20 protein-coding genes are annotated in these 24,335 nt (G+C 63.2%); 8 read left to right on the forward strand and 12 right to left on the reverse strand.

Annotated features, from left to right (window positions below):
- Positions 1-8 precede the first annotated feature (8 nt).
- Entirely contained in the window at positions 9-1,724 is a 1,716-nt protein-coding gene (locus NKJ64_RS11225) for an NAD+ synthase (RefSeq protein ID WP_352462557.1), read from the reverse strand.
- A 62-nt stretch (positions 1,725-1,786) separates the two neighbouring features.
- Positions 1,787-2,503 (reverse strand): DNA-3-methyladenine glycosylase I, encoded by a 717-nt coding sequence (locus NKJ64_RS11230; RefSeq protein WP_023695415.1) that lies wholly within the window; start codon positions 2,501-2,503, stop codon positions 1,787-1,789.
- A gap of 91 nt (positions 2,504-2,594) precedes the next feature.
- Between NKJ64_RS11230 and NKJ64_RS11235 the strand changes: the two genes are divergently transcribed.
- Complete coding sequence (locus tag NKJ64_RS11235; RefSeq protein ID WP_023691179.1) at positions 2,595-3,158, forward strand: DUF1003 domain-containing protein; 564 nt, start codon at positions 2,595-2,597, stop codon at positions 3,156-3,158.
- Entirely contained in the window at positions 3,155-3,763 is a 609-nt protein-coding gene (locus tag NKJ64_RS11240; protein WP_023734443.1) for a DedA family protein, read from the forward strand. Before NKJ64_RS11235 ends, NKJ64_RS11240 begins: the two co-directional genes overlap by 4 nt.
- A gap of 3 nt (positions 3,764-3,766) precedes the next feature.
- On the opposite strand, the gene NKJ64_RS11245 is transcribed toward NKJ64_RS11240, so the two are convergent.
- From NKJ64_RS11245 to NKJ64_RS11255, 3 genes are all read right to left on the reverse strand, one after another.
- The gene (locus NKJ64_RS11245) at positions 3,767-4,354 is read right to left on the reverse strand and encodes a hemerythrin domain-containing protein (RefSeq protein ID WP_023667553.1); all 588 of its coding nucleotides are present in this window, start codon (positions 4,352-4,354) and stop codon (positions 3,767-3,769) included.
- A gap of 43 nt (positions 4,355-4,397) precedes the next feature.
- Positions 4,398-4,757, reverse strand: a complete 360-nt coding sequence (locus tag NKJ64_RS11250; protein ID WP_023667554.1) for a diacylglycerol kinase — start codon at positions 4,755-4,757, stop codon at positions 4,398-4,400.
- 75 nt (positions 4,758-4,832) lie between these two features.
- The gene (locus NKJ64_RS11255) at positions 4,833-5,252 is read right to left on the reverse strand and encodes a GFA family protein (protein WP_023725736.1); all 420 of its coding nucleotides are present in this window, start codon (positions 5,250-5,252) and stop codon (positions 4,833-4,835) included.
- Between the two features lie 338 nt (positions 5,253-5,590).
- On the opposite strand from NKJ64_RS11255, the gene NKJ64_RS11260 reads away from it, so the two are divergent.
- From NKJ64_RS11260 to NKJ64_RS11270, 3 genes are all read left to right on the forward strand, one after another.
- Positions 5,591-6,661, forward strand: a complete 1,071-nt coding sequence (locus tag NKJ64_RS11260) for a GGDEF domain-containing protein (RefSeq protein WP_023681555.1) — start codon at positions 5,591-5,593, stop codon at positions 6,659-6,661.
- Between the two features lie 105 nt (positions 6,662-6,766).
- Complete coding sequence (locus NKJ64_RS11265; RefSeq protein ID WP_023701176.1) at positions 6,767-7,165, forward strand: MbcA/ParS/Xre antitoxin family protein; 399 nt, start codon at positions 6,767-6,769, stop codon at positions 7,163-7,165.
- The gene (locus tag NKJ64_RS11270) at positions 7,125-7,895 is read left to right on the forward strand and encodes an RES family NAD+ phosphorylase (protein ID WP_023734445.1); all 771 of its coding nucleotides are present in this window, start codon (positions 7,125-7,127) and stop codon (positions 7,893-7,895) included. The genes NKJ64_RS11265 and NKJ64_RS11270 overlap by 41 nt, the downstream gene beginning before the upstream one ends.
- A 58-nt stretch (positions 7,896-7,953) precedes the next feature.
- Here NKJ64_RS11270 and NKJ64_RS11275 read toward each other — a convergent pair whose 3' ends face one another.
- The 3 genes from NKJ64_RS11275 to NKJ64_RS11285 form a co-directional block, all read right to left on the reverse strand.
- Positions 7,954-9,327, reverse strand: coding sequence for a class II 3-deoxy-7-phosphoheptulonate synthase (locus NKJ64_RS11275; protein WP_023734446.1), 1,374 nt, complete (start codon positions 9,325-9,327; stop codon positions 7,954-7,956).
- A gap of 135 nt (positions 9,328-9,462) precedes the next feature.
- Positions 9,463-12,960, reverse strand: coding sequence for a transcription-repair coupling factor (mfd, locus tag NKJ64_RS11280; RefSeq protein ID WP_352462559.1), 3,498 nt, complete (start codon positions 12,958-12,960; stop codon positions 9,463-9,465).
- Between the two features lie 10 nt (positions 12,961-12,970).
- The gene (locus NKJ64_RS11285; RefSeq protein ID WP_023681561.1) at positions 12,971-13,258 is read right to left on the reverse strand and encodes an FAD assembly factor SdhE; all 288 of its coding nucleotides are present in this window, start codon (positions 13,256-13,258) and stop codon (positions 12,971-12,973) included.
- A 308-nt stretch (positions 13,259-13,566) separates the two neighbouring features.
- Between NKJ64_RS11285 and recG the strand changes: the two genes are divergently transcribed.
- The gene (recG, locus tag NKJ64_RS11290) at positions 13,567-15,675 is read left to right on the forward strand and encodes an ATP-dependent DNA helicase RecG (protein WP_023748542.1); all 2,109 of its coding nucleotides are present in this window, start codon (positions 13,567-13,569) and stop codon (positions 15,673-15,675) included.
- On the opposite strand, the gene NKJ64_RS11295 is transcribed toward recG, so the two are convergent.
- The 4 genes from NKJ64_RS11295 to NKJ64_RS11310 all read right to left on the reverse strand — a co-directional run bounded on the left by NKJ64_RS11295 (position 15,627) and on the right by NKJ64_RS11310 (position 20,742).
- A complete protein-coding gene (locus NKJ64_RS11295; protein WP_027050381.1) occupies positions 15,627-16,385 on the reverse strand; it encodes a DUF502 domain-containing protein in 759 nt (252 codons plus the stop codon). The genes recG and NKJ64_RS11295 overlap by 49 nt on opposite strands.
- Before the next feature lie 92 nt (positions 16,386-16,477).
- Positions 16,478-18,301: a glutamine--fructose-6-phosphate transaminase (isomerizing) gene (gene glmS, locus NKJ64_RS11300; RefSeq protein WP_023748541.1), complete on the reverse strand. Its 1,824-nt coding sequence runs from the start codon at positions 18,299-18,301 to the stop codon at positions 16,478-16,480.
- Between the two features lie 194 nt (positions 18,302-18,495).
- Positions 18,496-19,869 (reverse strand): bifunctional UDP-N-acetylglucosamine diphosphorylase/glucosamine-1-phosphate N-acetyltransferase GlmU, encoded by a 1,374-nt coding sequence (gene glmU, locus NKJ64_RS11305; protein WP_023748540.1) that lies wholly within the window; start codon positions 19,867-19,869, stop codon positions 18,496-18,498.
- Between the two features lie 123 nt (positions 19,870-19,992).
- Positions 19,993-20,742, reverse strand: a complete 750-nt coding sequence (locus NKJ64_RS11310) for a cytochrome c biogenesis CcdA family protein (RefSeq protein ID WP_023748539.1) — start codon at positions 20,740-20,742, stop codon at positions 19,993-19,995.
- Between the two features lie 219 nt (positions 20,743-20,961).
- Here NKJ64_RS11310 and NKJ64_RS11315 point away from each other — a divergent pair, with 219 nt between their 5' ends.
- Entirely contained in the window at positions 20,962-21,339 is a 378-nt protein-coding gene (locus NKJ64_RS11315; RefSeq protein ID WP_023748538.1) for a COG4315 family predicted lipoprotein, read from the forward strand.
- A 318-nt stretch (positions 21,340-21,657) separates the two neighbouring features.
- Positions 21,658-24,333 carry a type I DNA topoisomerase gene (gene topA / locus NKJ64_RS11320; protein WP_352462562.1) on the forward strand — a complete coding sequence of 892 codons (2,676 nt, stop codon included), beginning with the start codon at positions 21,658-21,660 and terminating at the stop codon, positions 24,331-24,333.
- Positions 24,334-24,335: the final 2 nt, after the last annotated feature.

Raw genomic sequence — 24,335 nt, forward strand, 5'->3', positions numbered from 1 at the left:
TCAGAGGTTTAGCCGCGATCCCTGAAACGGTTGGTGATGGGATAGCGGCGGTCGCGTCCAAAATTCTTACGGGTGATCTTCACACCCGGCGCCGCTTGCCGGCGTTTGTACTCGGCAATGTAGAGCAAATGTTCGACGCGCGTCACCGTCGCCCGATCGTGGCCGCGCGCGACGATGTCGTCGACGCCCATTTCGTTCTCGACCAGGCATTCCAGAATGTCGTCCAGCACCGGATAGGGCGGCAGCGAATCCTGGTCGGTCTGGTTCTCGCGCAATTCCGCCGACGGCGCCTTGTCGATGATATTCCTGGGGATCACCTCGCCTGAGGGACCGAGCGCGCCCGGCGGCACATGGCTGTTGCGCCAGCGCGACAGCGCATAGACCTGCATCTTGTAGAGGTCTTTTATCGGGTTGAAGCCGCCATTCATGTCGCCATAAAGCGTGGCGTAGCCCACCGACATCTCGCTCTTGTTGCCCGTGGTGACGACCATCGAGCCGAACTTGTTGGAAATCGCCATCAGGATCGTGCCGCGCGCGCGGCTCTGCAAATTTTCCTCGGTAATGCCTTCCTTGGTGCCCTCGAAAAGCTGCGTCAGCGTATGCAGAAAACCCTCGACCGGTTCGAAGATCGGCACGATGTCATAGCGGCAGCCAAGCGCACGGGCGCAATCCTCGGCATCCTTCAGCGAATCCTCCGAGGTATAGCGGTAGGGCATCATCACCGCCCGCAGCCGCTCCTCGCCAAGTGCGTCGACGGCAAGGGCCGCGCAGATCGCCGAATCGATGCCGCCGGAGAGACCCAGCACCACGTTCTTGAAGCCGTTCTTGTTGACGTAGTCGCGCAGGCCGAGCATGCAGGCGCGGTAGTCCGCCTCTTCGCGCTCGGGGATTTTCGACATCGGCCCTTCCGAGCAGACCCAGCCGTCGAACTCTTCTGCGTTTTGCGCGCCTGCGGCGACGCGGTTGCGCTTCCAGGTGGTGACGTCGACAGTTTCCTCGAACTGGCTCATCTGGAAGGCAAGCGTCTTGTCGGCGCCTATGGCAAAAGAGGCGCCGTCGAAGATCAGCTCATCCTGGCCGCCGATCTGATTGGCATAGATCATCGGCAAACCGGTCTCGATGACCTGGCGGATAACGACCTGATGGCGCACGTCCATCTTGGCGCGGTAGTAGGGCGAGCCGTTCGGCACCAGCAGGATTTCCGCGCCGCTTTCGGCCAGGGTTTCACAGATGCCGACGTCGCCCCAGATGTCCTCGCAGATCGGAATTCCGATGCGCACACCGCGGAAATTGACGGGTCCCTGAGCCTCGGGGCCGGCCTGAAAGACGCGCTTCTCGTCGAACTCGCCATAGTTTGGCAAATCGAGCTTGTAGCGCTCGGCGAGGATCTTGCCGCCATCGGCGACGATGATCGAATTGTGGGTGCCGCTCTTGCGCTTCAGCGGCGTGCCGATGATGACGCCCGGCCCGCCATCGGCGGTATCTCCGGCGAAGTCTTGCGCGGCCTTCTCGCAAACCTTGAGGAAGGCCGGCTTCAGCACCAGGTCCTCCGGCGGGTAACCGGCAAGGAAAAGCTCGGTGTAGAGCACGATGTCGGCGCCCTGGCGGGCGGCATCGGCCCTCGCCTCGCGCGCCTTGGCAAGGTTGCCGGCGACATCGCCGACCGTCGGGTTGAGCTGGGCAACGGCGATGCGCAGAATATCGGGTGCGGTCTTCTGGGTCATGCCTGCGGTTTAGCGCGGCAAATTTGCCCGGGCAATGGCGTTCGTTTGGACCAATTCGGTGATCAGTCATCGCCCATATATTCCCGCAGCGATTGCGGCGAATGGTTCTCTCCGATCGACATCGCCAGAATGCGCGAGATGTGCCGGCGCGGCAGGCCGGTTTCCTGCGCCCATTTGTTGATCTGCGCCTGAATCCTGTCGAGATCCCTCTTCGACGTCGGACTTTCGGCGATGTCGAGGCCGGCGTCACGCAAAGCCGCGACCATATCGGCCGAGATGACGAAGGCGTCCCATTGCAGCCAACGCAGGAAATACTGGCCGGTGTTGCCGCCAAGCCGGCTGCCATGCTTGCCGAGATACGCCATCAGCCCGACCTGGTCGTCGTCAGGCCACTCCGCGAGGAATTTGCCGAAACCGCCATGTTCCTTCGACACACGCTCAACGAAGGCGGCGTTGTCGCGGACGGATTTGATCTTCTGCGGGTTGCGCACAATGCGTTGATCAGCCGTCAGGTCATGCCAGAAGTCATCAGGTTGAAACAACAGCCGTTTCGGCTCGAAATGGAGAAAGGCTTCCTCGAAGCCCGGCCATTTCTGTTCGATGACGCGCCAGACGAAGCCGGCGGCAAACACCCGCTCGGCCATCGTCGACAGGATGCGATCGTCCGTAATGTCGGCAACAGCAGCATTGTCAGGCGCCGGCCCGAGCAGCGAGGTCAGCACCGCGTCGCCGCCTTTGCGTTTTGCTGCACGGGCGCGAATCTTCGCGAAATCGGGCATCCTGCATCCTCGCGCCGCGCTTTTGACGAAACGCCATCTTCCTATATGCAAACGAGGCTGCCAAGCCGACGCTTTTCCTATGGAGACATCCATGCACAAAACCGTGCCAGAACTGGCCAACCGCTGGCTGAAGCGAACGCCGGAGGGCCTCAGCGAGCTCGAGCGGCGGGTGTTGCAGAGCACTGTCGACCGCAAGCCCATCTCGCAGGATATCAACGACAGCCTCACCGGCCTTCAGGGCGCCGGCGACCGGATCGCCGATGCCATTGCCCGCATCGGCGGCTCGTGGACGTTCATCCTGTCCTTCATTGCTTTCCTGGTGCTGTGGATCGGCGCCAATTGGTGGCTGCTCGGGCGAGACTCGTTCGACCCCTACCCCTTCATCTTCCTAAACCTGGTGCTGTCGATGATCGCCGCCTTGCAGGCGCCGGTGATCATGATGTCGCAGAACCGCCAGGCCGCGCGCGACCGCATCGACGCCGCGCATGACTATGAGGTCAACCTCAAGGCCGAGATCGAGATCATGGCTCTGCATGAAAAGCTGGACGAACTGCGCCACAGCCAGATCATCGGCGTGCGCGAGGACATTGCGCGCCTGGCCGAACAGGTGAACCGCATAGACGAAAAACTGTCGGGCCGGCAAACCTCTCAATGACCGGGATCGTCCATCACCTCATCGAGCAATATGGGTTGATCGCGGTTTTCCTGGGCTGTGTCGCCGAAGGCGAAAGTGCGGCCATCCTCGGCGGCTTCTTCGCCCATCAGCATGTCTTCATCCTCTGGAAGGCTTTCCTCGCGGCCGCCATTGGCGCCTTCGTCGGCGACACGTTTTTCTTCGTCCTCGGCCGCAGCTTTGCCGACCATCCCAGGGTGCTGAAACTGAAGGCGAGGCCCGGCTTCAACCACGCCTACCGTCTCGTCTCGTCCCATCCCAACATATTCGTCCTGTCCAACCGCTACATCTATGGCCTGCGCCTGGTCGGCGGCATCGCGGCCGGTTTCGCCAGCATTTCGGTAGCGCGCTTCGTTATCCTCAACGCGGTGTCGTCGCTGGTCTGGGCGGCTTTGTTCTGCGGCATCGGCTACGTCTTCGGCCTCGGCGCCGAGCAGATGATAGGCAAGGCACTGCTCCATCACGAACGGCTGCTGATCGCGCTTGCCATAGGTCTGGGTGTCGCCATCCTTGCCTGGCTCATCGCCCGCACCGTCGCCGGCAAGGAGCGCGCCAAGGACGCCCGCGACAGCGAAACCATATCGTAAGGTTCAGTCGTCGTCCTCGACCAGAGCCCGGTCGCCGCGATCGAGGATCAGCGGGATGATGAGATCTTCCTCGTCGGCCAGATGCCGCTTCAGCATGGCGATCAGCCGGCTGTTCTCGTCCGCATAGGCGTCGGCGGCGAAGCGTTGCCTGTCCTCGCTCTCCTCGAGCGTGCGGATGAAGGCGTTCGCCGTCTCGGCGTTGCGCTCCAACCCCTCATGAATGGTGTGATGGTCGGCATCGAGGATTTCGAAGCCGCGCTTCAGGCGCGGCTCCGCCTTGGCGAAAGCCGGGAAATATTGGTAGTCCTCGACATTGTGGTGGCCGTCGAGATTGCCGAGAAAGTGGTTCAGCCGCGGCGCGAACCAGCGCGCGAAATCCGGCGCCGTCAGCCTGCCTTCGCGATAGTCGCCAATGCCGTTGGTGAGCATGCCGCCCAGCTCTCGGAACATGTCGTGCCGCTGCAGCCACATGTTTGCCATGCCGTGGATGTTGGCGTGGCCCTGCCATGTCTCGCGCGGATATTTTTCCGCCAGCCAGCGCAGGTCTTCCGGCAGGCCGGCTCTTTCAAGCAGCAGAAAATTGGCTTCCACGACGTCAGTCTCCTTTGGTGACTAACATATGGGAGCGTTCAGATCAGATCGGTAGTCCCGTGATGCGCTCGATGAGGGCGATTCCCCAGACGCCGGCGACGATAACAACCGAAATCAGCACCGCCAGCGAGCCGCAGTCCTTGGCGAGCTGGATGTCGACGTTGAACTCGCGACTGAAGGCATCGCAGGCTGCCTCGATGCCGGTGTTCAGCACTTCGACCATGATGAGCAGCAGCACCGCGCCGATCAACAGCGCGTAGCCGCGCCACGAGACCGAGACGAACCAGCCGAGCGGCAGCGCCAGCACCAGCAGCATCAGTTCCTGCTGAAATGCCCTTTCGCTGGCGGCGAGCTTGCGAAAGGCTCGCACAGAATTGAAGTAAGCACCGATCAGCCGCTGCATGCCGCATCCCCTTCGAATCACCGGCAGGGGATATCGCAATGGCTGGATCAAGGGAATAAGGCAGCCGCCGCAAAATCACTCCTCCGCAACCTTGATCGTCGGCGTCGACTTCTCGAACTGCGGCAGTCCATCGTCGATCGTATAGTAATCGCCCTTGTCGCCGACAAAGATGTGGCATTGGCCTTCGAGCCCGGTCGGGTTGTCGAACGATCCGGCCAGAACTGAGACATACGCATTCTGACCCGGCTTCCAGAACAGCACCGAGCCGCAGATCTTGCAAAAGCCGCGCTTGGCAAAGGAAGACGATTCGTACCAGCTGATGTTGTCGGCGCCGGTTATCGTGATGTCGCCGTCGGCGACGTTGGTCGCGGCGTAAAAATGCCCGCTCTGCTTGCGGCACTGCGAACAGTGGCAATAAATGACGCCGCGCAACGGCCCTCGCGTCTGGAAACGCACGGCTCCACACAGGCAAGATCCGCTGTGGTTGTTGCTCATCCCTACCTCCACCAGCCATCGTCCACGGCTTCGCCGCTGGCCGAGAGGATTTCAGTTTTGCCGCAGCCGGGCACCGGCAAATGCGACATGGGGTGGGCGTGTTCGGACCTGACCTCAGGATCTTTGCAAACCATTTCTGCAGCCTGCGGTAGAACGGACGCGTTACCTGGCGGCACATTAAGGAAACTTTAGCGCCGGCGCATCTATGGTCGTTGCCAAGCGAATGTCGCGATTGGGGACGTGTCTTTCGCAGGATGATCCGAAATACGGCTGGCACTCTCCGGTCGGCGGCATCTCGCACGGTCTGCGATGGTTCCCAGAGGCAGAGTGAACAGAACATGCAGCCGGCAGCCGTCCAGACCGACCGAAACAGCGACATTGCAACAGCCGTTGTGGCGACCATGCGTCAGCTCGGCGTGCTTGGCCTGCCGCGCAATTACGAAATCTTCTACGAAGCACTGAAAGGCACCAATCGCGAACTCGGCCTGGCCGTCGTCGCGCTGGGCAACCAGCCGACGCAGGACGATCTCGACCGCATCGGCCGCGCTTTCTTTGCCCAGCATCACGGTCCCGGCATTGTCGAGCAGGCGCGCGACGTGCTGGCCAGGGAACTCGAGGACATCGCCTTGCTGCTGCGCAGCGAACGTAGCCATATCGAGAAATACGGCAAGATCCTCGATGAGACATCGAGTGGCCTCGCCAACCGCAGCCTGCTTTCGCAGGATCTGCTGCAGAAGGTCGCCAGCGCCATGGCGGCGGCCACCAACTCGACCCTCGACCACGGCAAGCAGGTTGCAACCACGCTGAGCGACAAGACGGCGGAACTGGAGAGCGTCAAGTCGAAGCTTGAGGAGTACAAGCGGCTCGCCGACACCGACCCCTTGACGCATATCTGGAACCGCCGCGCCTTCGACAAGCAAATCACGGCGATTTACACCTCCAACAAGGGGATCCTGTTCAACGCCCTGATCCTTGCCGACATCGACCATTTCAAGGGTGTCAACGATCGCTACGGCCACCCGGTCGGCGACAAGATCATCCAGATCGTCGCTGAAATCTTCCAGACCAGCATCCGTGAAGACATGTTCGTTGCCCGCACCGGCGGCGAGGAATTCGCGCTGATCGTCGAGGGCGCCAGCGAGGATACCACTTACGAGATCGCCGAACGCATCCGCGTGCTGATCGAACAGACGCCGTTCACCAGCAGCCAGACCGGCGCCAATTACGGCACGGTGACCGTTTCCATGGGCATCTGCATGGCTTCCGAAGCGGAAAGCCCGGAGGATCTTTACACCAAGGCGGACCGGGCGCTCTACCGCTCCAAGGTTGGCGGGCGCAACCGCGTCACCCGGCACTCGACAATGGCCGGCCGCACCGGCAAGAACTGGCTGCTCTACAAGAAAGACTGACGCTTCGGCGTGCAGCCAATTCCCGGGCACAGGCAAATTTATCGGATCCCGCCTCTTTCCATATGAATTTCCGTGGACTATATTTTCCATGGAAAGAGAGAGGCCATGTCTGTTACACCACCCAATGCTGCCGCCCCTGATCTGACCGCGAAGGCGGCCGAAAACGCGGTTCTGACCAAGGCCACGCTGCGCGCCGCCGAACTCTTGGATATAACCGCCAGGGTGCTTGCGTCGATCATCGGCGTCTCGGAAGCCACGGTTTCACGCATGCGCAGGCAGGAATTCCTGCTGGAGCGCGGCACCAAGCCGTTCGAACTCGCGGTGCTGTTCGTGCGGCTGTTCCGTTCGCTCGATGCCATTGTCGGCGGTGACGAGACGATAGCCCGGGCATGGCTGAAGAACGCCAACACGGCTTTCGATGGCAGCCCGCTTGAAAAGATCCTCACTATTACCGGGCTTGTCGATGTCATTGCCTATCTGGACTCCCGACGCGCTCTCGTCTGAAGCCGTCCGGCTCGACGGCAAATACTGGCGCATGGTCGAGGCGCAGCACCGCGTCTCGACGCTGAAGATCGTCGACACGCTGGACGAACAGGCGCTGCTCGAGGATCTGATCGAGGAGACCAAGCCGCAAATCCCCATGGAATGCCGGCATCTCCACTATCTCCTGGCGACGCCCTTCCGCTACGGCTCGATCTATCCCTACGGCTCGCGCTTCCGCCGCGCTGGCCGCACCCTGGGTGTCTACTATGCCGCGGAGACGATCATGACGGCGGTCGCCGAAATGGCCTTCTACCGCTTGTTGTTCTTCGCCGATTCGCCCGACACGCCATGGCCGCACGACGCCGCCGAATACACCGCCTTCGCCGCCGCGATCCGTACCGACAAGGCCATCGACCTGACGCGGCCGCCGCTCGACCGCGACCGGGCCCATTGGACGCATCCGACCGACTATGCCGCCAGCCAGGCGATTGCCGATGTCGCGCGTGAGGCTGGGCTGGAGGCGATCCGTTACCGTTCGGCGCGCGACCCGAAGGGCGTCAATGTGGCGCTGCTGACATGCCGCGGCTTTACCAAGGCCAAGCCGCTGGAGCCGCACACATGGCGCATCCGGCTGGGCTCCCTCGGCGTCCAGGCGATCTGCGAATTTCCGGAAAGGCGCATCGAGTTTTCCAGAACCGCCTTTGCCAACGATCCCCGGCTCAACGGATTGCGCTGGGAACGCGGGCGTTGATCAAAACGAAAAAGCGCCGGATCTCTCCGGCGCTTTCCACTTCAATCTGAAAACGGGTTCAGCCGTTGGCCGCCTGCTTGTGCTGCACGGGATGGCTCTTCTTCAACAGGTCGGAGACGAGGAAAGCCAATTCGATCGCCTGGTCGGCGTTAAGGCGTGGGTCGCAATGGGTGTGGTAGCGGTCCTGCAATTCCTCTGCGGTGATGGCGCGGGCGCCGCCGGTGCATTCGGTAACATTCTTGCCGGTCATCTCGACATGGATGCCGCCGGGGTGCGTGCCCTCAGCGCGATGCACCTCGAAGAAGGTCTGCACTTCCTTGAGGATGCGGTCGAACGGCCGCGTCTTGTAGCCGGCGGCCTCGATCGTGTTGCCGTGCATCGGATCGGACGACCACACGACGCTGCGGCCTTCCTTCTGCACCGCGCGCACCAGCTTCGGCAGATGGTCGGCGACCTTGTCGGAGCCGAAGCGGGCAATCAGCGTCAGCCGGCCCGGCTCGTTCTCCGGATTGAGCAGGTCGATCAGCTCCAGCAAACCATCCGGCGTCAGCGACGGACCGCATTTGAGGCCGAGCGGGTTCTTGATGCCACGGCAATATTCGACATGGGCATGGTCGGGCTGGCGGGTTCGGTCGCCGATCCAGATCATGTGGCCGGAGGTTGCATACCAGTCGCCCGACGTCGAATCGACGCGGGTCAGCGCCTCTTCATAGCCCAGCAACAGCGCTTCGTGGCTGGTGTAGAAATCGGTCTCGCGCAAGGCGTAGTTGGTTTCCGAGGTGATGCCGACGGCCTTCATGAAGTCCATCGTCTCGGTGATGCGGTTGGCGAGCTTGCCGTATTTCTCGCCCTGCGGGCTGTCGGAGACGAAACCCAGCATCCAGCTATGCACGTTCTCCAGGCTGGCATAGCCGCCCTGGGCGAAGGCGCGCAACAGGTTGAGCGTCGCCGCCGACTGGCGGTAAGCCATCTCCTGGCGGGCCGGGTCGGGAATACGCGACTTCGGGTCGAACTCGATGCCGTTGATGATGTCGCCGCGATAGCTCGGCAGCGTCACCTCGCCCTTGGTCTCATTGTCGGACGAGCGCGGCTTGGCGAACTGACCAGCAACGCGGCCGACCTTCACCACCGGCTGCGCGCCGGCGAAAGTCAGCACCACCGACATCTGCAGGAAGACGCGGAAGAAGTCGCGGATGTTGTCCGCGCCATGCTCGGCGAAACTCTCGGCGCAATCGCCGCCCTGCAGAAGGAATGCGTCGCCGGCAGCGACGGCCGCAAGCTGCTTCTTCAGCTTGCGCGCCTCACCGGCAAAAACCAGCGGCGGAAAGGTGGCGAGCTGGGCTTCCGTGCTCTTCAGCGCGGCAAGGTCCGGATAGGCAGGAACCTGCTTGATCGGCTTCGCTCTCCAAGAATTCGGCGACCATTTCGTCATCGCTGCACCCAAACGCCTTTTCCAGCAGGCTTTTGCCCGCCATTCCTGCCCCACATGGGGATCGCGGCTCCATACACGAAGCCGATTTCCTATTCTAGACCGGAATTCAAGCGCTGGCGAATGGTAGCCGGCGGGCTATGCGGCCTTCTCCACCAGCCGCGCCAACTGCGTCATGACGACAGCCGAGCCCGCCAGACGCTTCTCGGCTGTCGGCCAGTCGCGGATGAAGACCACGCTGTGGTCGGCCCTGATCTTGGCCAGCGAGCCCTGTTCGCCGATGTACTTGACCAGCCCGACCGGGTTGGAAAACTCGCGCTTGCGGAAATGGATGACGACGCCCTTGGGGCCGGCATCGAGTTTTTCGACATTGGCCCTGCGGCAGAGTGCCTTGATGAAGACGATCTTGAGCAGATGCTTCACTTCCTCCGGCAGCGGGCCGAAGCGGTCGATCAGCTCGGCGCCGAAAGCATCGATCTCCTCTGTGTTTTCGAGATCGCCAAGGCGGCGGTAGAGCGCCAGCCTGAGCTGAAGGTCCGGCACGTAGCTTTCCGGGATCATGACAGCCGTGCCGACAGCGATCTGCGGCGACCAGCCGCCGTCCTGGACCTCGCCGGAGTCCTTCACCTCGGCCACCGCCTCTTCCAGCATCTGCTGGTAGAGCTCGAAGCCGACCTCCTTGATGTGTCCGGATTGTTCTTCGCCGAGTAGATTGCCGGCGCCCCTGATGTCGAGGTCGTGGCTGGCGAGCTGGAACCCGGCGCCAAGCGTGTCCAGCGACTGCAGCACCTTCAGCCGGCGCTCGGCCGTGTCGGTGAGCTTGCGGTTGGCCGGCAGCGTGAACAACGCATATGCCCGCACCTTGGAACGGCCGACGCGGCCGCGCAGCTGGTAGAGCTGCGACAGGCCGAACATATCGGCGCGATGGATGATCAGCGTGTTGGCGGTCGGAATGTCGAGCCCGGATTCGACGATGGTGGTCGACAACAGCACGTCGTACTGGCCGTCATAGAAGGCGTTCATGATGTCGTCGAGTTCGCCCGGCGGCATCTGGCCATGGGCCACCGCCACCTTCAGCTCGGGGACGGATTCGCGCAGGAAGTCATGGATTTCGGCGAGATCGCTGATGCGCGGAACGACATAGAAGGAATGGCCGCCGCGATAGCGTTCGCGCAGCAGCGTCTCGCGGATGACCAGCGGGTCGAAAGGCGAGATGAAGGTGCGCACCGCCATGCGGTCGATCGGCGGCGTGGCGATCAGCGACAGTTCGCGCACGCCGGTCAAGGCAAGCTGCAGCGTGCGCGGGATCGGCGTCGCCGACAGCGTCAGCACGTGGACGTCGGTTTTGAGGTCCTTCAGCCGTTCCTTGTGCTTGACGCCAAAATGCTGCTCCTCGTCGATGATCAGCAGGCCGAGATTCTTGAACGAGATCGCCGACCCGAGCAGTGCATGGGTGCCGATGACGATGTCGACCTGCCCCTCGGCGATGCCTTTCTTGGTTTCCGCCAGTTCCTTGGCGCCGACCAGCCGCGAGGCCTGGCTGACGCGGATCGGCAGGCCGGAGAAGCGCTGCGAAAAGGTCTTGAAATGCTGGCGCGACAACAGCGTCGTCGGCACCACGACCGCGACCTGGAACCCTTCCATCGCAGCGATGAAGGCGGCGCGCAACGCCACTTCGGTCTTGCCGAAGCCGACATCGCCGCAGATCAGCCGGTCCATCGGCTTGCCGGCGCCGAGATCGTCCACGACGGCATCGATCGCGCCCTGCTGGTCGTCGGTCTCCTCATAGGGAAAGCGCGCCGAGAATTCGCCGTAAAGCCCTTCCGCCGGCACCATGGGCGGCGCGGTACGCATCTGGCGCTCGGCGGCAATGCGGATCAGCTGTCCGGCCATGTCGAGCAGGCGCTTCTTCAGCCGCGCCTTGCGCGACTGCCAGGCGCCGCCGCCGAGCTTGTCCAGCGTCGCCTCGGCTGTGTCAGAGCCGTAGCGCGACAGAAGCTCGATGTTTTCCACCGGCAGGAACAGCCGGTCGTCGCCGGCATAGTGGATTTCCAGGCAGTCATGCGGCGCGCCGACCGCCTCGATGGTGCGCAGGCCGATGAAGCGGCCAATGCCGTGATCGGCGTGGACGACGATGTCGCCGGCCGACAGCGACGAGGCCTCGGCGATGAAATCCGACGCGCGCTTCTTGCGCTTCGAGCGGCGGATCAGCCGGTCGCCCAGAATGTCCTGCTCGGCGACGACAACCAGCTGTTCGGTCTCGAAGCCGGATTCCAGCGGCAGCACGGCGAGTGCCGCCTGCCCCGGCTCGAGCTTTTCCGCCTCGGCCAGCGTCGCCACCGGCACGAGATTGCCGAGATGGTGCTCGGCCAGGATCTGGCCAAGCCGGTCGAGCGAGCCTTCGGTCCAGCCGGCGACGATGACCCGGCGGCGCGCCGCGCGCTCGTCAGCGATGTGTTTTACGACGACATCGAAGACGTTGATGTTTGGGTCAGCCCGTTCCTCGGCAAAGCTGCGGCCATGGCGCGAGCCGCCATGGAAGACCTTCTTGGCCCCGACATCGGGCGCGTCGAAGGCGGTGAAGTCGATGGCTTCGCGCGGTCCGAGCGACGCTACGAGGTTTTCCGGTGAGAGATAGAGCAGGTCCGGCGCCACCGGCTTGTAGGGCACGGCGTCCTTCAAGGCGGCGTCGGCCTGTTTGCGGCGCGCTTCGTAGTGGTCGAGGATCAGCGTGTGACGCTCAGCCAGCGCTTCGTGCGCCAGATGGTCGAAGATGACAGGCGCATCCGGCAGATAATCAAACACTGTCTCCAGCCGCTCGTAGAACAGCGGCAGCCAGTGCTCCATGCCGGCAAAGCGCCGCCCTTCGCTCACCGCCGCATAAAGGCCGTCGTCGCGCTGCGGCGCGCCAAAGGCTTCGATATAGGAGCGGCGGAAGCGGCTGATGGTTTCGGGGGTCAGCGCCACTTCACTCATCGCCTGCAGCGCCATCGACTTGCGCTGGCCGGTGGTGCGCTGCGTGGCGGCGTCGAAGACGCGGATCGATTCCAGCGTGTCGCCGAAGAAATCGAGCCGCAGTGCTTCCGTCCAGCCGGGTGCGTAGAGGTCGAGGATGCCGCCGCGCACGGCGAATTCGCCGATACCGCGCACCGTCGGCACCCGCTCGAAGCCGGAAATCTCCAGCCGGGACACCAGCGCGTTCATGTCGATCTGGTTGCCGGGCCTTGCGTGGAAAGTCTGCGCTTCGACCAGATCGGCCGGCGGAATGCGCTGCAGCAGCGCATTGGCAGTGGTCAGGATGACGGCGCGATGCGGCTTTTTCGCCAGCGCGATCATCGCCGTCAGCGCGTCGAGCCGCTTGGCGGCGGCATCGGAGCCGGGAGAAACGCGGTCATAGGGCAGGCAATCCCAGGCCGGCAACTCCAACACCGGCAGGCCGGGGGCGGCAAAGGTCAGCGCCTCGATGATCGACGGCAGGCGCTGGCCGTCGCGCGCCACGAACAGCACCGGTTTGTCAGGCGCAATCTCATGGATCGCCTGCACCAGCGCAAAGGCTTCGTAGCCATCGGCAACGCCGTCGACGATGAACTGGCCGGCACGGCCTTTCGGCAGACCGATTCTGGGAATGAGGCTCATGGTTGCACGTTTAAAATGTCATGGTCCGGCGCGATGCCAGGATCTTTTGCAGGACGGCACAGTCGATATTCCTGGGAACCGGGCGTTCGCCGGTGACCATGGGCAGGAATTCGGTGTCGGGGATGTCGAGGAGCCTTTCATATTGGTCGATTTCATCGCCGGTCAAGGCGCCGATCTCGTTGTCGGCAAACGTACCGAGGATAAGGTCCATCTCGCGCATCCCGCGATGCCAGGAGCGGAACAACAGCTTGCGGCGCCTGATATCCAGCCCCTCGCTCGATCGTTTCGTCCCGGTCATCGTGCCGCATCCTTGCTTGGTGCGGCGCATATAGCGTGGATAGAGGGCGGTGTCAGCCTTGCAACGCACGGGTGGGCGGCTAAACATCCCGGGTGTGAAGAACACTCCTGACAACGCTGGTGCCGGACACCGCCCGCACTTCACCCTCCCCCTTGTGGGGAGGGTCGGCGAGCACGCTTCGCAAAGCGAAGCGAGTGAGACGGGGTGCGGCGCTGGTGCGCCGCCTTCTTCTGAAGTTAGACGCGCACCTACCCCCACCCCGCTCCGCTTCGCGGATCGACCCTCCCCACAGGGGGGAGAGTGAAGCCATGCGCCCCTCCCTCCTCGACCCTCTCTTCGTCCCGATCACTTCGCTTGCCGGCGTCGGCCCCAAGGTTGGCGCTCTGATTGAGAAGGTGGTGGCGGCCGATCTCGGCGAACGGCCGGCGCGCGCGGGCGACCTGTTGTTCGTTCTGCCGCACACCGTCATAGACCGCCGCAATCGTCCCGGCATCGCGCTTGCGCCGGCCGGCGCCATCGTCACGCTCGACGTGCGCATCGACCGCCACCAGCCGCCGCCGCGCGGCAACCGGTCGGTGCCTTACCGCGTCTATGCCCATGACGACACCGGCGAGATCGGCCTGATCTTCTTCCACGCCCATGCCGCCTATCTCGAAAAGGCGATGCCGGTGGGCGAGCATGTCGTCGTCTCCGGCCGCATGGAGTGGTTCAACGGCCGCCCGACCATGGTCCATCCCGACCATATCGCCCTGGTGAGCGAGGCGGAAACACTGCCGCTGGTCGAACCGGTCTATCCGCTGACCGCCGGCCTGTCGGGCAAGGTGCTGCGCCGCGCCATCGGCCAGGCGCTCGGCCGGCTGCCGGAATTGCCGGAATGGCAGGACGGCGCCTTCATGCGCAAGCAGACTTTCCCCGCCTTCGCCGACGCGCTCGCCCGCATCCACTATCCCGCGGACCCGATCGATGTCGCCATCGAGGGGGTGGCATGGCGCCGCCTTGCCTATGACGAGCTTCTCGCCGGCCAGGTCTCGCTGGCATTGGTGCGGGCAAAAGTGCGCCGCCTGTCGGGCCGGCCGCTCATCGGCGACGGTCGCATCGTCGAGAAACTGCGCGCAGCCCTGCCGTATTCATTGACCGGCAGCCAGGAATTCGCGCTTGCCGAAATCAATGCCGATCTGGCCGACCCCGAGCGCATGCTGCGCCTGCTGCAAGGCGATGTCGGCTCCGGCAAGACGGTGGTGGCGCTGCTGGCCATGGGGCGCGCAGTCGAGGCCGGCGGCCAGGCGGCCTTGATGGCGCCGACCGAAATCCTGGCGCGCCAGCATCTGGCGACGATCACGCCTTTGGCCGAACAGGCCGGCCTGCGCGTCGCTATCCTGACCGGCCGCGAAAAGGGCCGCGAACGCACTGAAACGCTATCAGGTCTCGCCAGCGGCGAGATCGACATCGTCGTCGGCACCCATGCGCTGTTCCAGGAAACGGTGGCCTATCACGACCTCGTCTTTGCCGTGGTCGACGAGCAACACCGCTTCGGCGTCCACCAGCGGCTTGCCATCACCGCCAAGGGCGACGCCCCCGACATGCTGGTGATGACGGCGACGCCGATCCCGCGCACTCTGGTGCTGACCGCCTTCGGCGACATGGACGTCTCCAAGCTGACGGAAAAACCGATCGGCCGCCAGCCGATCCGCACCGTCACGCTGCCGCTGGAACGGCTGGACGAACTGGTCGGTCGCATGCTGGACGCGGTTGCCGACGGCCAGAAGATCTACTGGATCTGCCCGCTGGTCGAGGAATCCGAAGAGATCAAGTTGATGTCGGCCGAGGACCGTTTTGCCTCGCTGCAGCCCTTGTTCGGCGATCGCATCGGCCTCGTCCACGGCCGCATGAAGGGCGCCGAAAAGGACGAGGCGATGCGCGCGTTCAAGGCCGGCGAAACCCGCATCCTGATCGCCACCACCGTCATCGAGGTCGGCGTCGACGTGCCGGACGCCACCATCATGGTCATCGAGCATGCCGAACGTTTTGGCCTGGCGCAACTGCACCAGTTGCGCGGCCGCGTCGGCCGCGGCGACAAGCCTTCTTCCTGCGTGCTGCTCTACAAGGACCCGCTCGGCGAAACGGCCAAGCGCCGGCTGTCGGTGATGCGCGAGACCGAGGACGGGTTCCTGATCGCCGAAGAGGATCTGAAGCTGCGCGGCGAAGGCGAATTGCTCGGCACCCGCCAGTCCGGCACGCCGGGCTTCCAGGTGGCGCGCATCGAGGTGCACGCCGACTTGCTCGAAGCAGCCCGCGACGATGCAAGGCTGATCCTGTCGCGTGATCCGGAACTACAGTCTGAGCGCGGCGAGGCGCTGCGGCTGCTGCTCTATTTGTTCGGCCGCGACGAGGCCGTGCGGCTCTTGCGTGCCGGCTGAGCCAAAGCGCCAAGCGGCGGGTTGGCGAGATCTCCGTCGATCGGCTGGCCGTTCATGGTCACCATTTTCGGCTTGACTTCGGGCGCCACCAGCCCGGCCGAGACGATCAGCCTGGCGCCGTCCTCGATCGTCATGTCGAGCAGCACGATGTCGGATTTCGGCACGTACATCAGGAAACCGGTGGTAGGGTTCGGCGTGCACGGCATGAACACGGCGATCATCGGGTCGCCTGCATGGTCGAGCTTCTGGTTGATCTCGGTTTCCTTTTCACTGGCGACGAACACCAGCGACCAGACGCCTTTTCGCGGATATTCGACCAGCCCGACCTGGCGGAACATATCGCCCTTGTTCGACAGCACCGTCTGGAATATCTGCTTCAGCGAACCGTAGATGCCGCGCACCAGCGGCATACGGCCAAGCAGCCGTTCGCCGAAATTGACGATCGCGCGGCCGACGATGTTGGCGGTCATGAAGCCGATCAGCGTGATCAGCACGAGCGCCACGATCAGGCCGAAGCCGGGCACCGGAAACGGCAAATAGGTGTCGGGGCTGTAGCGCGCCGGAATGTACGGCTTCACCCAGGAATCGACCCAGCCGACGAACGACCAGGCGATATAGGCGGTGATCGCCAGCGGCGCGCAGACGATAAAGCCTGTGAGGAAATAGTTCCTCAGCCGGGTCATGCCGGAAGTTCTGGGAGCATCGGACATGGTTCACCGGGGACGCGGGTTGCAGGGCCACACTAGTGAAGCGAACGGCGCTTTGGAACCGCGAAGTTTTTAAGACCGCCGATGAGCGCCGACTACTCCACGGTCACCGATTTCGCTAGATTGCGCGGCTGGTCGACGTCGGTGCCCATGAAGACGGCGGCGTAGTAGGCCAGCATCTGGATCGGCAGCGCGTAGATGATCGGCGAGATGATTTCCGGCACGTCTGGCAGGATGATCGTCTCCATCGTCTTGACGCTGACCTGCGCCGCGCCCTTGGCGTCGGTGATCAGGATGATCTTGCCGCCGCGCGCCGCCACTTCCTGCATGTTCGACACCGTCTTTTCGAAGATGCGGTCATGCGGCGCGATGACGATGACCGGCATGTTCTCGTCGATCAGCGCGATCGGCCCGTGTTTCAGTTCGCCCGCGGCATAGCCCTCGGCATGGATGTAAGAGATTTCCTTGAGTTTCAGCGCGCCTTCCATGGCCAGCGGGAAATTGGTGTCGCGGCCGAGATAGAGCACGTCCTTGTAGCGCGAGATTTCGCGCGCGATGCGCTCGATCTGCTCCTCGAGCTTGAGCACCTGGTTGGCATAGCGCGGCGCTTCCGAAAGCGCGCGCACCAGCGTCTTTTCCTCGTCCTTCGAGATCGTCCCGCGCGCCACGGCGGCGCGCACCGCAAGCGACGCCAGAACCGAAAGCTGGCAGGTGAAAGCCTTGGTCGAGGCGACGCCGATTTCCGGCCCGGCCAGCGTCGGCAGCACCACGTCGGATTCGCGCGCCATGGTCGATTCGCGAACATTGACGATTGCGCCGATCTTCATGCCGGCCTTGCGGCAATAGCGCAGCGAGGCCAGCGTGTCGGCGGTTTCGCCCGACTGCGAGATGAAGAAGGCGGCATCATCAGCCGATAACGGCATTTCGCGATAGCGGAATTCCGAGGCGACATCGATGTCGACCGGCAGCCGCGCATAGCGCTCGAACCAGTATTTGCTGATCAACCCCGCGAGATAGGCGGTGCCGCAGGCCGAGATCGCCAGCCGGCCGATCTTGGCGAAGTCGAACGGCAGTTCCAGCGGCTTCGACACGCCAGAGACGAAATCGACATAGTGCGCCAGCGTATGCGAGATCACCTCGGGCTGTTCATGGATTTCCTTTTCCATGAAATGGCGGCGGTTGCCCTTATCGACCATGAAACTGGTCGATAGTGATTGCTGGCGCTTGCGGGCAACCTCTTTGCCGTCGATGTCGAAGATGGTGACGCCATCGCGGCGCACCACCGCCCAGTCGCCGTCTTCAAGGTAGGTGATGGAATTGGTGAAGGGCGCCAGCGCGATGGCGTCGGAGCCCAGAAACATCTCGCCATCGCCATGGCCGACGGCCAGCGGAGGGCCATTGCGGGCGCCGACGATGAGGTCCTCGTCGCCGGTGAACATGATGGCCAGAGCAAAGGCGCCTTCCAGTCGCTTCAGCGCCTGATGCGCCGCCTCGATCGGCTTCAACCCCTTGGCGAGTTCGCGCGCCACCAGATGCGCTACGACCTCGGTGTCGGTCTGCGACGAGAAGGAATAGCCGTCGCGGATCAGCTCATCGCGCAACTCGGCGAAATTCTCGATGATGCCGTTGTGAACGATGGCGACGCCGTTGGAAAAATGCGGATGGGCGTTGGTCTCGTTGGGCACGCCATGGGTCGCCCATCGCGTGTGGCCGATGCCGATGGTGCCGTCGAGCGGTTCTTCCTTCAGCCGGCGTTCGAGGTTGATGAGCTTGCCTTCGGCGCGGCGGCGGCCGAGCGCACCTTTCTCGACGGTGGCGACTCCGGCGGAGTCATAGCCACGATATTCAAGCCGCTTCAAAGCATCGACAATGAGCGGCGCGACTTGGCTCTGGCCGACAATTCCGACGATACCGCACATGCGCCTGCCCCCGATTCACCTGGAAAACCAGTCCCGATGGAAAACCAGCGTTATCTAGGGATTGCCGGCCCGCCGCGAAAGTCACTTTGCATTTCGTCTGGTGTAACGGAACGCTTCTCAACCCGATGCACCATGACACACCGCTCTTGCAATCCGGTTACCGCAATTCCTCGGTTGTTCAATTGCTTCGGCGGTTAATGGTCGGTGCCGGCCTTTTTCTTCGCCGCCGCGGCCGAGGCAAAGCGCTCGCGCAATTCCTTGCCTTTCCCGGGAATGGTCTTCTGGCGGGCGCGGCCGAAGGCCAGCGCATCGTCCGGCACGCTTTCGGTGATGACGCTGCCCGAGGCGATGTAGCCACCCTTGCCGATGGAAACCGGCGCCACCAGCGACGAGTTCGAGCCGACAAAGGCACCCTCGCCGATATCGGTGAAGAACTTTGAATAACCATCATAGTTGCAGGTGATGGTGCCGGCGCCGATATTGGCCCCCGCGCCCACACGGGCATCGCCGATATAGGTCAGATGATTGACCTTGGCGCCCTCCTCGATGACCGCCTGCTTGACCTCGCAGAAATTGCCGACCTTGGCCTTTTGCCTCAGATCGGCGCCAGGCCTGAGCCGCGCGAACGGACCGACGTCGCAATTGGAGGCGATGGTGGCGCCCTCTATGTGGCTGAAAGCGTGTATCTTGGCCCCGGTTGCAATTTTCACGCCCGGGCCGAACCAGACATTGGGCTCGACGATCGTGTCGGCGCCGATTTCGGTGTCGTGCGAGAAATACACGGTCTCCGGCGCGATCAGCGTTACGCCCGACAGCATCGCCTCGTGCCGGCGACGCGTCTGCCAGATGTCTTCCGCCTGCGCCAGTTCGGCTCGGTTGTTGATGCCTAGCGCACTCTCGAAGCTGGTTTCGGTGGCAACGACATCTACGCCCTGCGCGCTGGCGATCTCGACGATGTCGGTGAGATAGAACTCGCCCTTGGCGTTCTTGTTGCCGACCTTGTCGAGCAGTTCGAGCGCATGAGCGCCGGCCACCGCCATCATGCCGGCATTGCAGAAGCCGATCTTCTTTTCCTCGGCGGAGCAGTCCTTCTCTTCGCGGATGGCAGTCAGCTTGCCGCCCTTTTCGATCAGCCGGCCATAGCCGGCCGGGCTGAGCGGACGGAAACCGATCACCACGACGGCCGCGCCATCGGCAAGCTTTCGCCGTGCGGTCACCAGGGCTTCAGCATCGATCAGCGGAGTGTCGCCGAACATCACGAGAATGTCGTCATAACCCCTTGATATTGCACCGCGTGCGGCCAGCACGGCATGCGCGGTGCCGAGCCGCTTCTCCTGCACGAACGTCTCGGCCTTGGGGGCGAACTTCGCCGCAGCCTTGCGCATTTCCTCCGCCCCATGGCCGATCACCAGCGCCTGGCTGGCAGCACCGGCGGCCCCGGCCGCCTTCACAACATGGGCGACCATCGGCAGCCCGGCGATCTGGTGCAGCACCTTGGGCAGAGCGCTCTTCATGCGCGTGCCTTCGCCGGCGGCGAGGATGACGGACAGACAGGATCTCTGGCTCATGGAAGGACAACCATCTGAAAAGGGATCAGGAATCGGAGAGTGGTAGCATCTGGCGTCATGCTGCACCAATGCGGTTAAATTCCGGTGAGGTGATGAGGCAGTTCACTCTCGATCAGCGGATCTCTACCCCAGCCGGCCCAGCACCGGAAATGTCTCCAGCAGCCAATAGGACACCGTCTGCACGCCACCGGTGAGGAAGAACACGCCGGCGATAACCAGCAGCGCGCCGATCGCCTTTTCGACGCGGCCGAGATGGACGCGGAACCTGCCCAGGAAGCGCATGAAGGCGCCGGAGAACAGGGCAGCAATCAGGAACGGAATGCCGAGGCCAAGCGAATAGGCGGCAAGCAGAAGAGCGCCCTCGCCCACCGTCTCGCGGCCGCCGGCCAAGGTCAGGATCGGCCCCAGCACCGGGCCGATGCACGGCGTCCAGCCAAAGGCGAAGGCCAGCCCCATGACATAGGCGGCGACCATGCTGGCAGGCTTGCCCTGCGACTGAAAGCGCGCCTCGCGCGACAGAAGTGGTATGCGCAGGATGCCGAGGAAATTCAGCCCCATCAGGACGATCAGCACCCCGGCCGCCATCGCCAGCGGCTCCTGCCAGACGCGCAGCCAGTGGCCGATGGTCGAGGCGCCGGCGCCAAGCGCCACGAACACGGTGGAGAAACCGAGTACGAAGGCGAGCGAGGAATAGATGAGCGCGCCGCGGGCGCCGGCCTTGGCCGTGACGCCGGCACCGCCACCGCGAAAGTCGTCGACCGACACGCCGGCCATGTAGCAGAGATAGGGCGGCACCAGCGGCAGCACGCAAGGCGACAGGAACGAGATCGCCCCCGCTCCGACCGCGCTGACATAGCCGATGTCCAATGGCATTCCAGAACTCCAGATTCCTTGGCGCCGATATAGCGACGCAAAATCGTGTTCGCCAATCACCATCGTGTGGAATTTGGCTACAGATACGATCCGGCCGGACGAATTTGTTGTCGGCCAATCCCAAGTTGACCAAGCCGGGGAAGAAATGTCCCTCGCCGAACGTTCACAGAGCGAAGCCGCGGTTTCTGCGCGCTTCGTCGGATCACCAGGGAGATTTCCATGAAAACGATCACCGTCGGCCTGGCCGCCCTTCTGCTCAGCACCGCCGCATCCTTCGCCGCCGAAGCGTGGAAGGAAGCGGAAGTCGCTGGCACCAAGATCTACACCGATGCCAACGGCATGACGCTCTATACCTATGACAAGGACGAGAAGGGCAAGACCAACTGCTATGACAAATGCGCCACCAACTGGCCGCCGCTGAAGGCCGAGGACGGCGCCAAGGCGGACGACGAATGGACCATCGTCGACCGCACCGACGGCACCAAGATGTGGGCCTATGACGGCAAGCCGGTCTACACCTTCATCAAGGACAAGAAGGCCGGTGACGTCACCGGCGACGGCGTCGGCGAAGTCTGGCACATCGTCAAGGCCGACTGATCGTCCGAACCTCTATCCCGCACCCCATCGGCGGGACTCGGCTGGCCGCCGGCTCCAAGCGACCCGGCGGCCAGTTCGGCATTTACGGGCAGCACGAACTGGTCGCGGCACCTTTCCCGGTGGCTCGAAACACGAACCCTCCCAGACAAAAAATTTTGTGATCTTCTCCATACACTCTAAGAGTGTATTGCGGCACACGCCTCCGCATTTTGGCCGCTTGCCCTTGACCGATCGCAAAAGCGCGGCCATGTGAGCGACCAATTGAATGCGTCACGCAGCGGAATTCTTCTGCCGCCCCCACAGCTGATATGAGACCTCATGGACGTCGTCGTCGTCGAATCGCCGGCCAAGGCAAAGACAATCAACAAGTATCTCGGCAAGAACTTCAAGGTTCTGGCCTCGTTCGGCCATGTCCGCGATCTGCCGGCCAAGGATGGTTCGGTGCGTCCCGACGAGGATTTCGCCATGTCCTGGGCGGTCGACACCGCTTCCGGAAAGCGTCTCACCGACATCGCCAACGCGGTCAAGGATGCCGATGGCCTGATCCTCGCCACCGATCCGGATCGCGAGGGCGAAGCCATTTCCTGGCACGTGCTGGAGGTGCTCAAGCAGAAGCGCGTGTTGAAGGACAAGCCGGTCAGCCGCGTCGTCTTCAATGCCATAACCAAGTCGTCGGTGCTGGAAGCGATGGCCAATCCGCGCCAGATCGATGCACCATTGGTCGATGCCTATCTGGCTCGCCGCGCACTCGATTATCTCGTCGGCTTCACGCTGTCGCCGGTGCTGTGGCGCAAATTGCCGGGCGCCCGTTCGGCCGGCCGCGTCCAGTCGGTGGCGCTGCGCCTGGTCTGCGACCGCGAATCCGAGATCGAGCGCTTCATCCGCGAGGAATACTGGCAGATCGCTGCCCTCCTCGGCACGCCACGTAACGACAGCTTCGAGGCGCGGCTGACCGCGTTCGAGCGCAAGAAGCTGCAGAAGCTCGACATCGCCAGCAAGGCGCAGGCCGACGATATCAAGGGCATGCTCGAAGGCGCGACCTTCAAGGCTCTGTCGGTGGAAGCCAAGCCGACGCGGCGCAATCCTGGCCCGCCCTTCACCACTTCGACGCTGCAGCAGGCGGCATCGTCGGGCCTCGGCTTTTCGGCGACGCGCACCATGCAAGTGGCGCAGCGCCTCTATGAAGGCATGGAGATCGGCGGCGAGACCACCGGCCTGATCACCTATATGCGAACCGACGGCGTGCAGATGGCGCCGGAGGCGATCGACGCCGCACGCGACACCATCGCCAAGGAATTCGGCCCACGATACCTCCCGGAAAAGCCGCGCCAGTACACAGCCAAGGCTAAGAATGCCCAGGAAGCGCACGAGGCGGTCCGCCCGACCGATTTCATGCGCACGCCGGCTTCGGTCAGGCAGTATCTCGATTCCGACCAGCTGCGGCTTTACGAATTGATCTGGAAGCGCGCCATCGCCAGCCAGATGCAGTCGGCCGAGATCGAGCGTACCACGGTCGAAATCGAGGCGGTCAATGGCGCTCGCACCGCGGAGCTTCGCGCCGTCGGTTCCGTCGTTCGCTTCGACGGCTTCATCGCCGCCTACACCGACCAGAAGGACGACGACGCCGAAGACGAGGAAAACCGTCGTCTGCCCGAGATCCGTGCCGGCGAGCAGCTGGCCCGTCAGGCGATCAATGCCACCCAGCACACCACCGAGCCGCCGCCGCGCTACTCCGAGGCGTCGCTGATCAAGAAGCTGGAAGAGCTCGGCATCGGCCGTCCGTCGACCTACACCGCGATCCTGAAGACGTTGGAAGACCGTGACTACGTCACCATCGACAAGCGCCGGCTGGTGCCGCAGGCCAAGGGCCGGCTGCTGTCGGCTTTCCTCGAAAGCTTCTTCGAGCGCTATGTCGAATATGACTTCACGGCCTCACTCGAGGAAAAGCTTGACGAGATTTCCGACGGCAAGCTCGCCTGGAAGGACGTGCTGCGCGACTTCTGGAAAGATTTTTCCGGCGCCGTCGCCGACATCAAGGAACTGCGCGTCACCGACGTGCTCGATGCGCTGAACGAGGAACTGGCGCCGCTGGTGTTCCCCGCGCGGGAGGATGGCTCGAATCCCCGCATCTGCCCGAAATGCGGCTCCGGCAATCTGTCGCTGAAACTCGGCAAGTTCGGCGCCTTCGTCGGCTGCTCCAACTATCCGGAATGTTCCTTTACCCGCCAACTCGGCGACGCAGCCAACCCGAATGGCGAGAATGGCGGGGGCGAGGACGGCACCAAGGTGCTCGGCAAGGACCCCTACACGGCAGAGGAAATCACGCTGCGCTCAGGCCGCTTCGGTCCTTATATCCAGCGCGGCGACGGCAAGGAAGCCAAGCGCTCCAGCCTGCCCAAGGGCTGGACGCCTGATTCCATCGACCATGAGAAGGCCCTGGCGCTGCTGTCGCTGCCGCGCGACATCGGCAAGCATCCCGAGTCCGGCAAGATGATCTCCGCCGGGCTTGGCCGCTATGGTCCGTTCGTTTTGCACGATGGCACCTACGCCAATGTCGACAGCATAGAGGATGTGTTCTCGATCGGCCTCAACCGCGCTGTCACCGTGATCGCCGAGAGGCAGCTGAAGGGCAAGGGCGGCCGCAATGGCGGCGCTGCGGCGGCGCTGAAGGAACTCGGCGACCATCCCGATGGCGGCGGCAAGATCGTCGTGCGCGATGGCAAATACGGGCCCTATGTCAACTACGGCAAGGTCAACGCGACACTGCCCAAGGGCAAGGATCCGCAGTCGGTGACCGTCGAGGACGCGGTGGCGCTGATTGCCGAGAAGGAAGCCAAGGGCGGCAAGAAGCCGTTCCGCAAGGCGGCAGCCGCCAGGGCCCCCACAGCCAAGAAAACCACTGCCAAAACAACCACTGGCAAGAAAACCACTGGCAAGACAACCACTGGCAAGAAGTCGGCGACCAAGAAGCCGGCGGCGAAGAAAAAGGGATAGCA

The organism is Mesorhizobium sp. M0062, assembly GCF_040323125.1.
Lineage (GTDB): Bacteria > Pseudomonadota > Alphaproteobacteria > Rhizobiales > Rhizobiaceae > Mesorhizobium.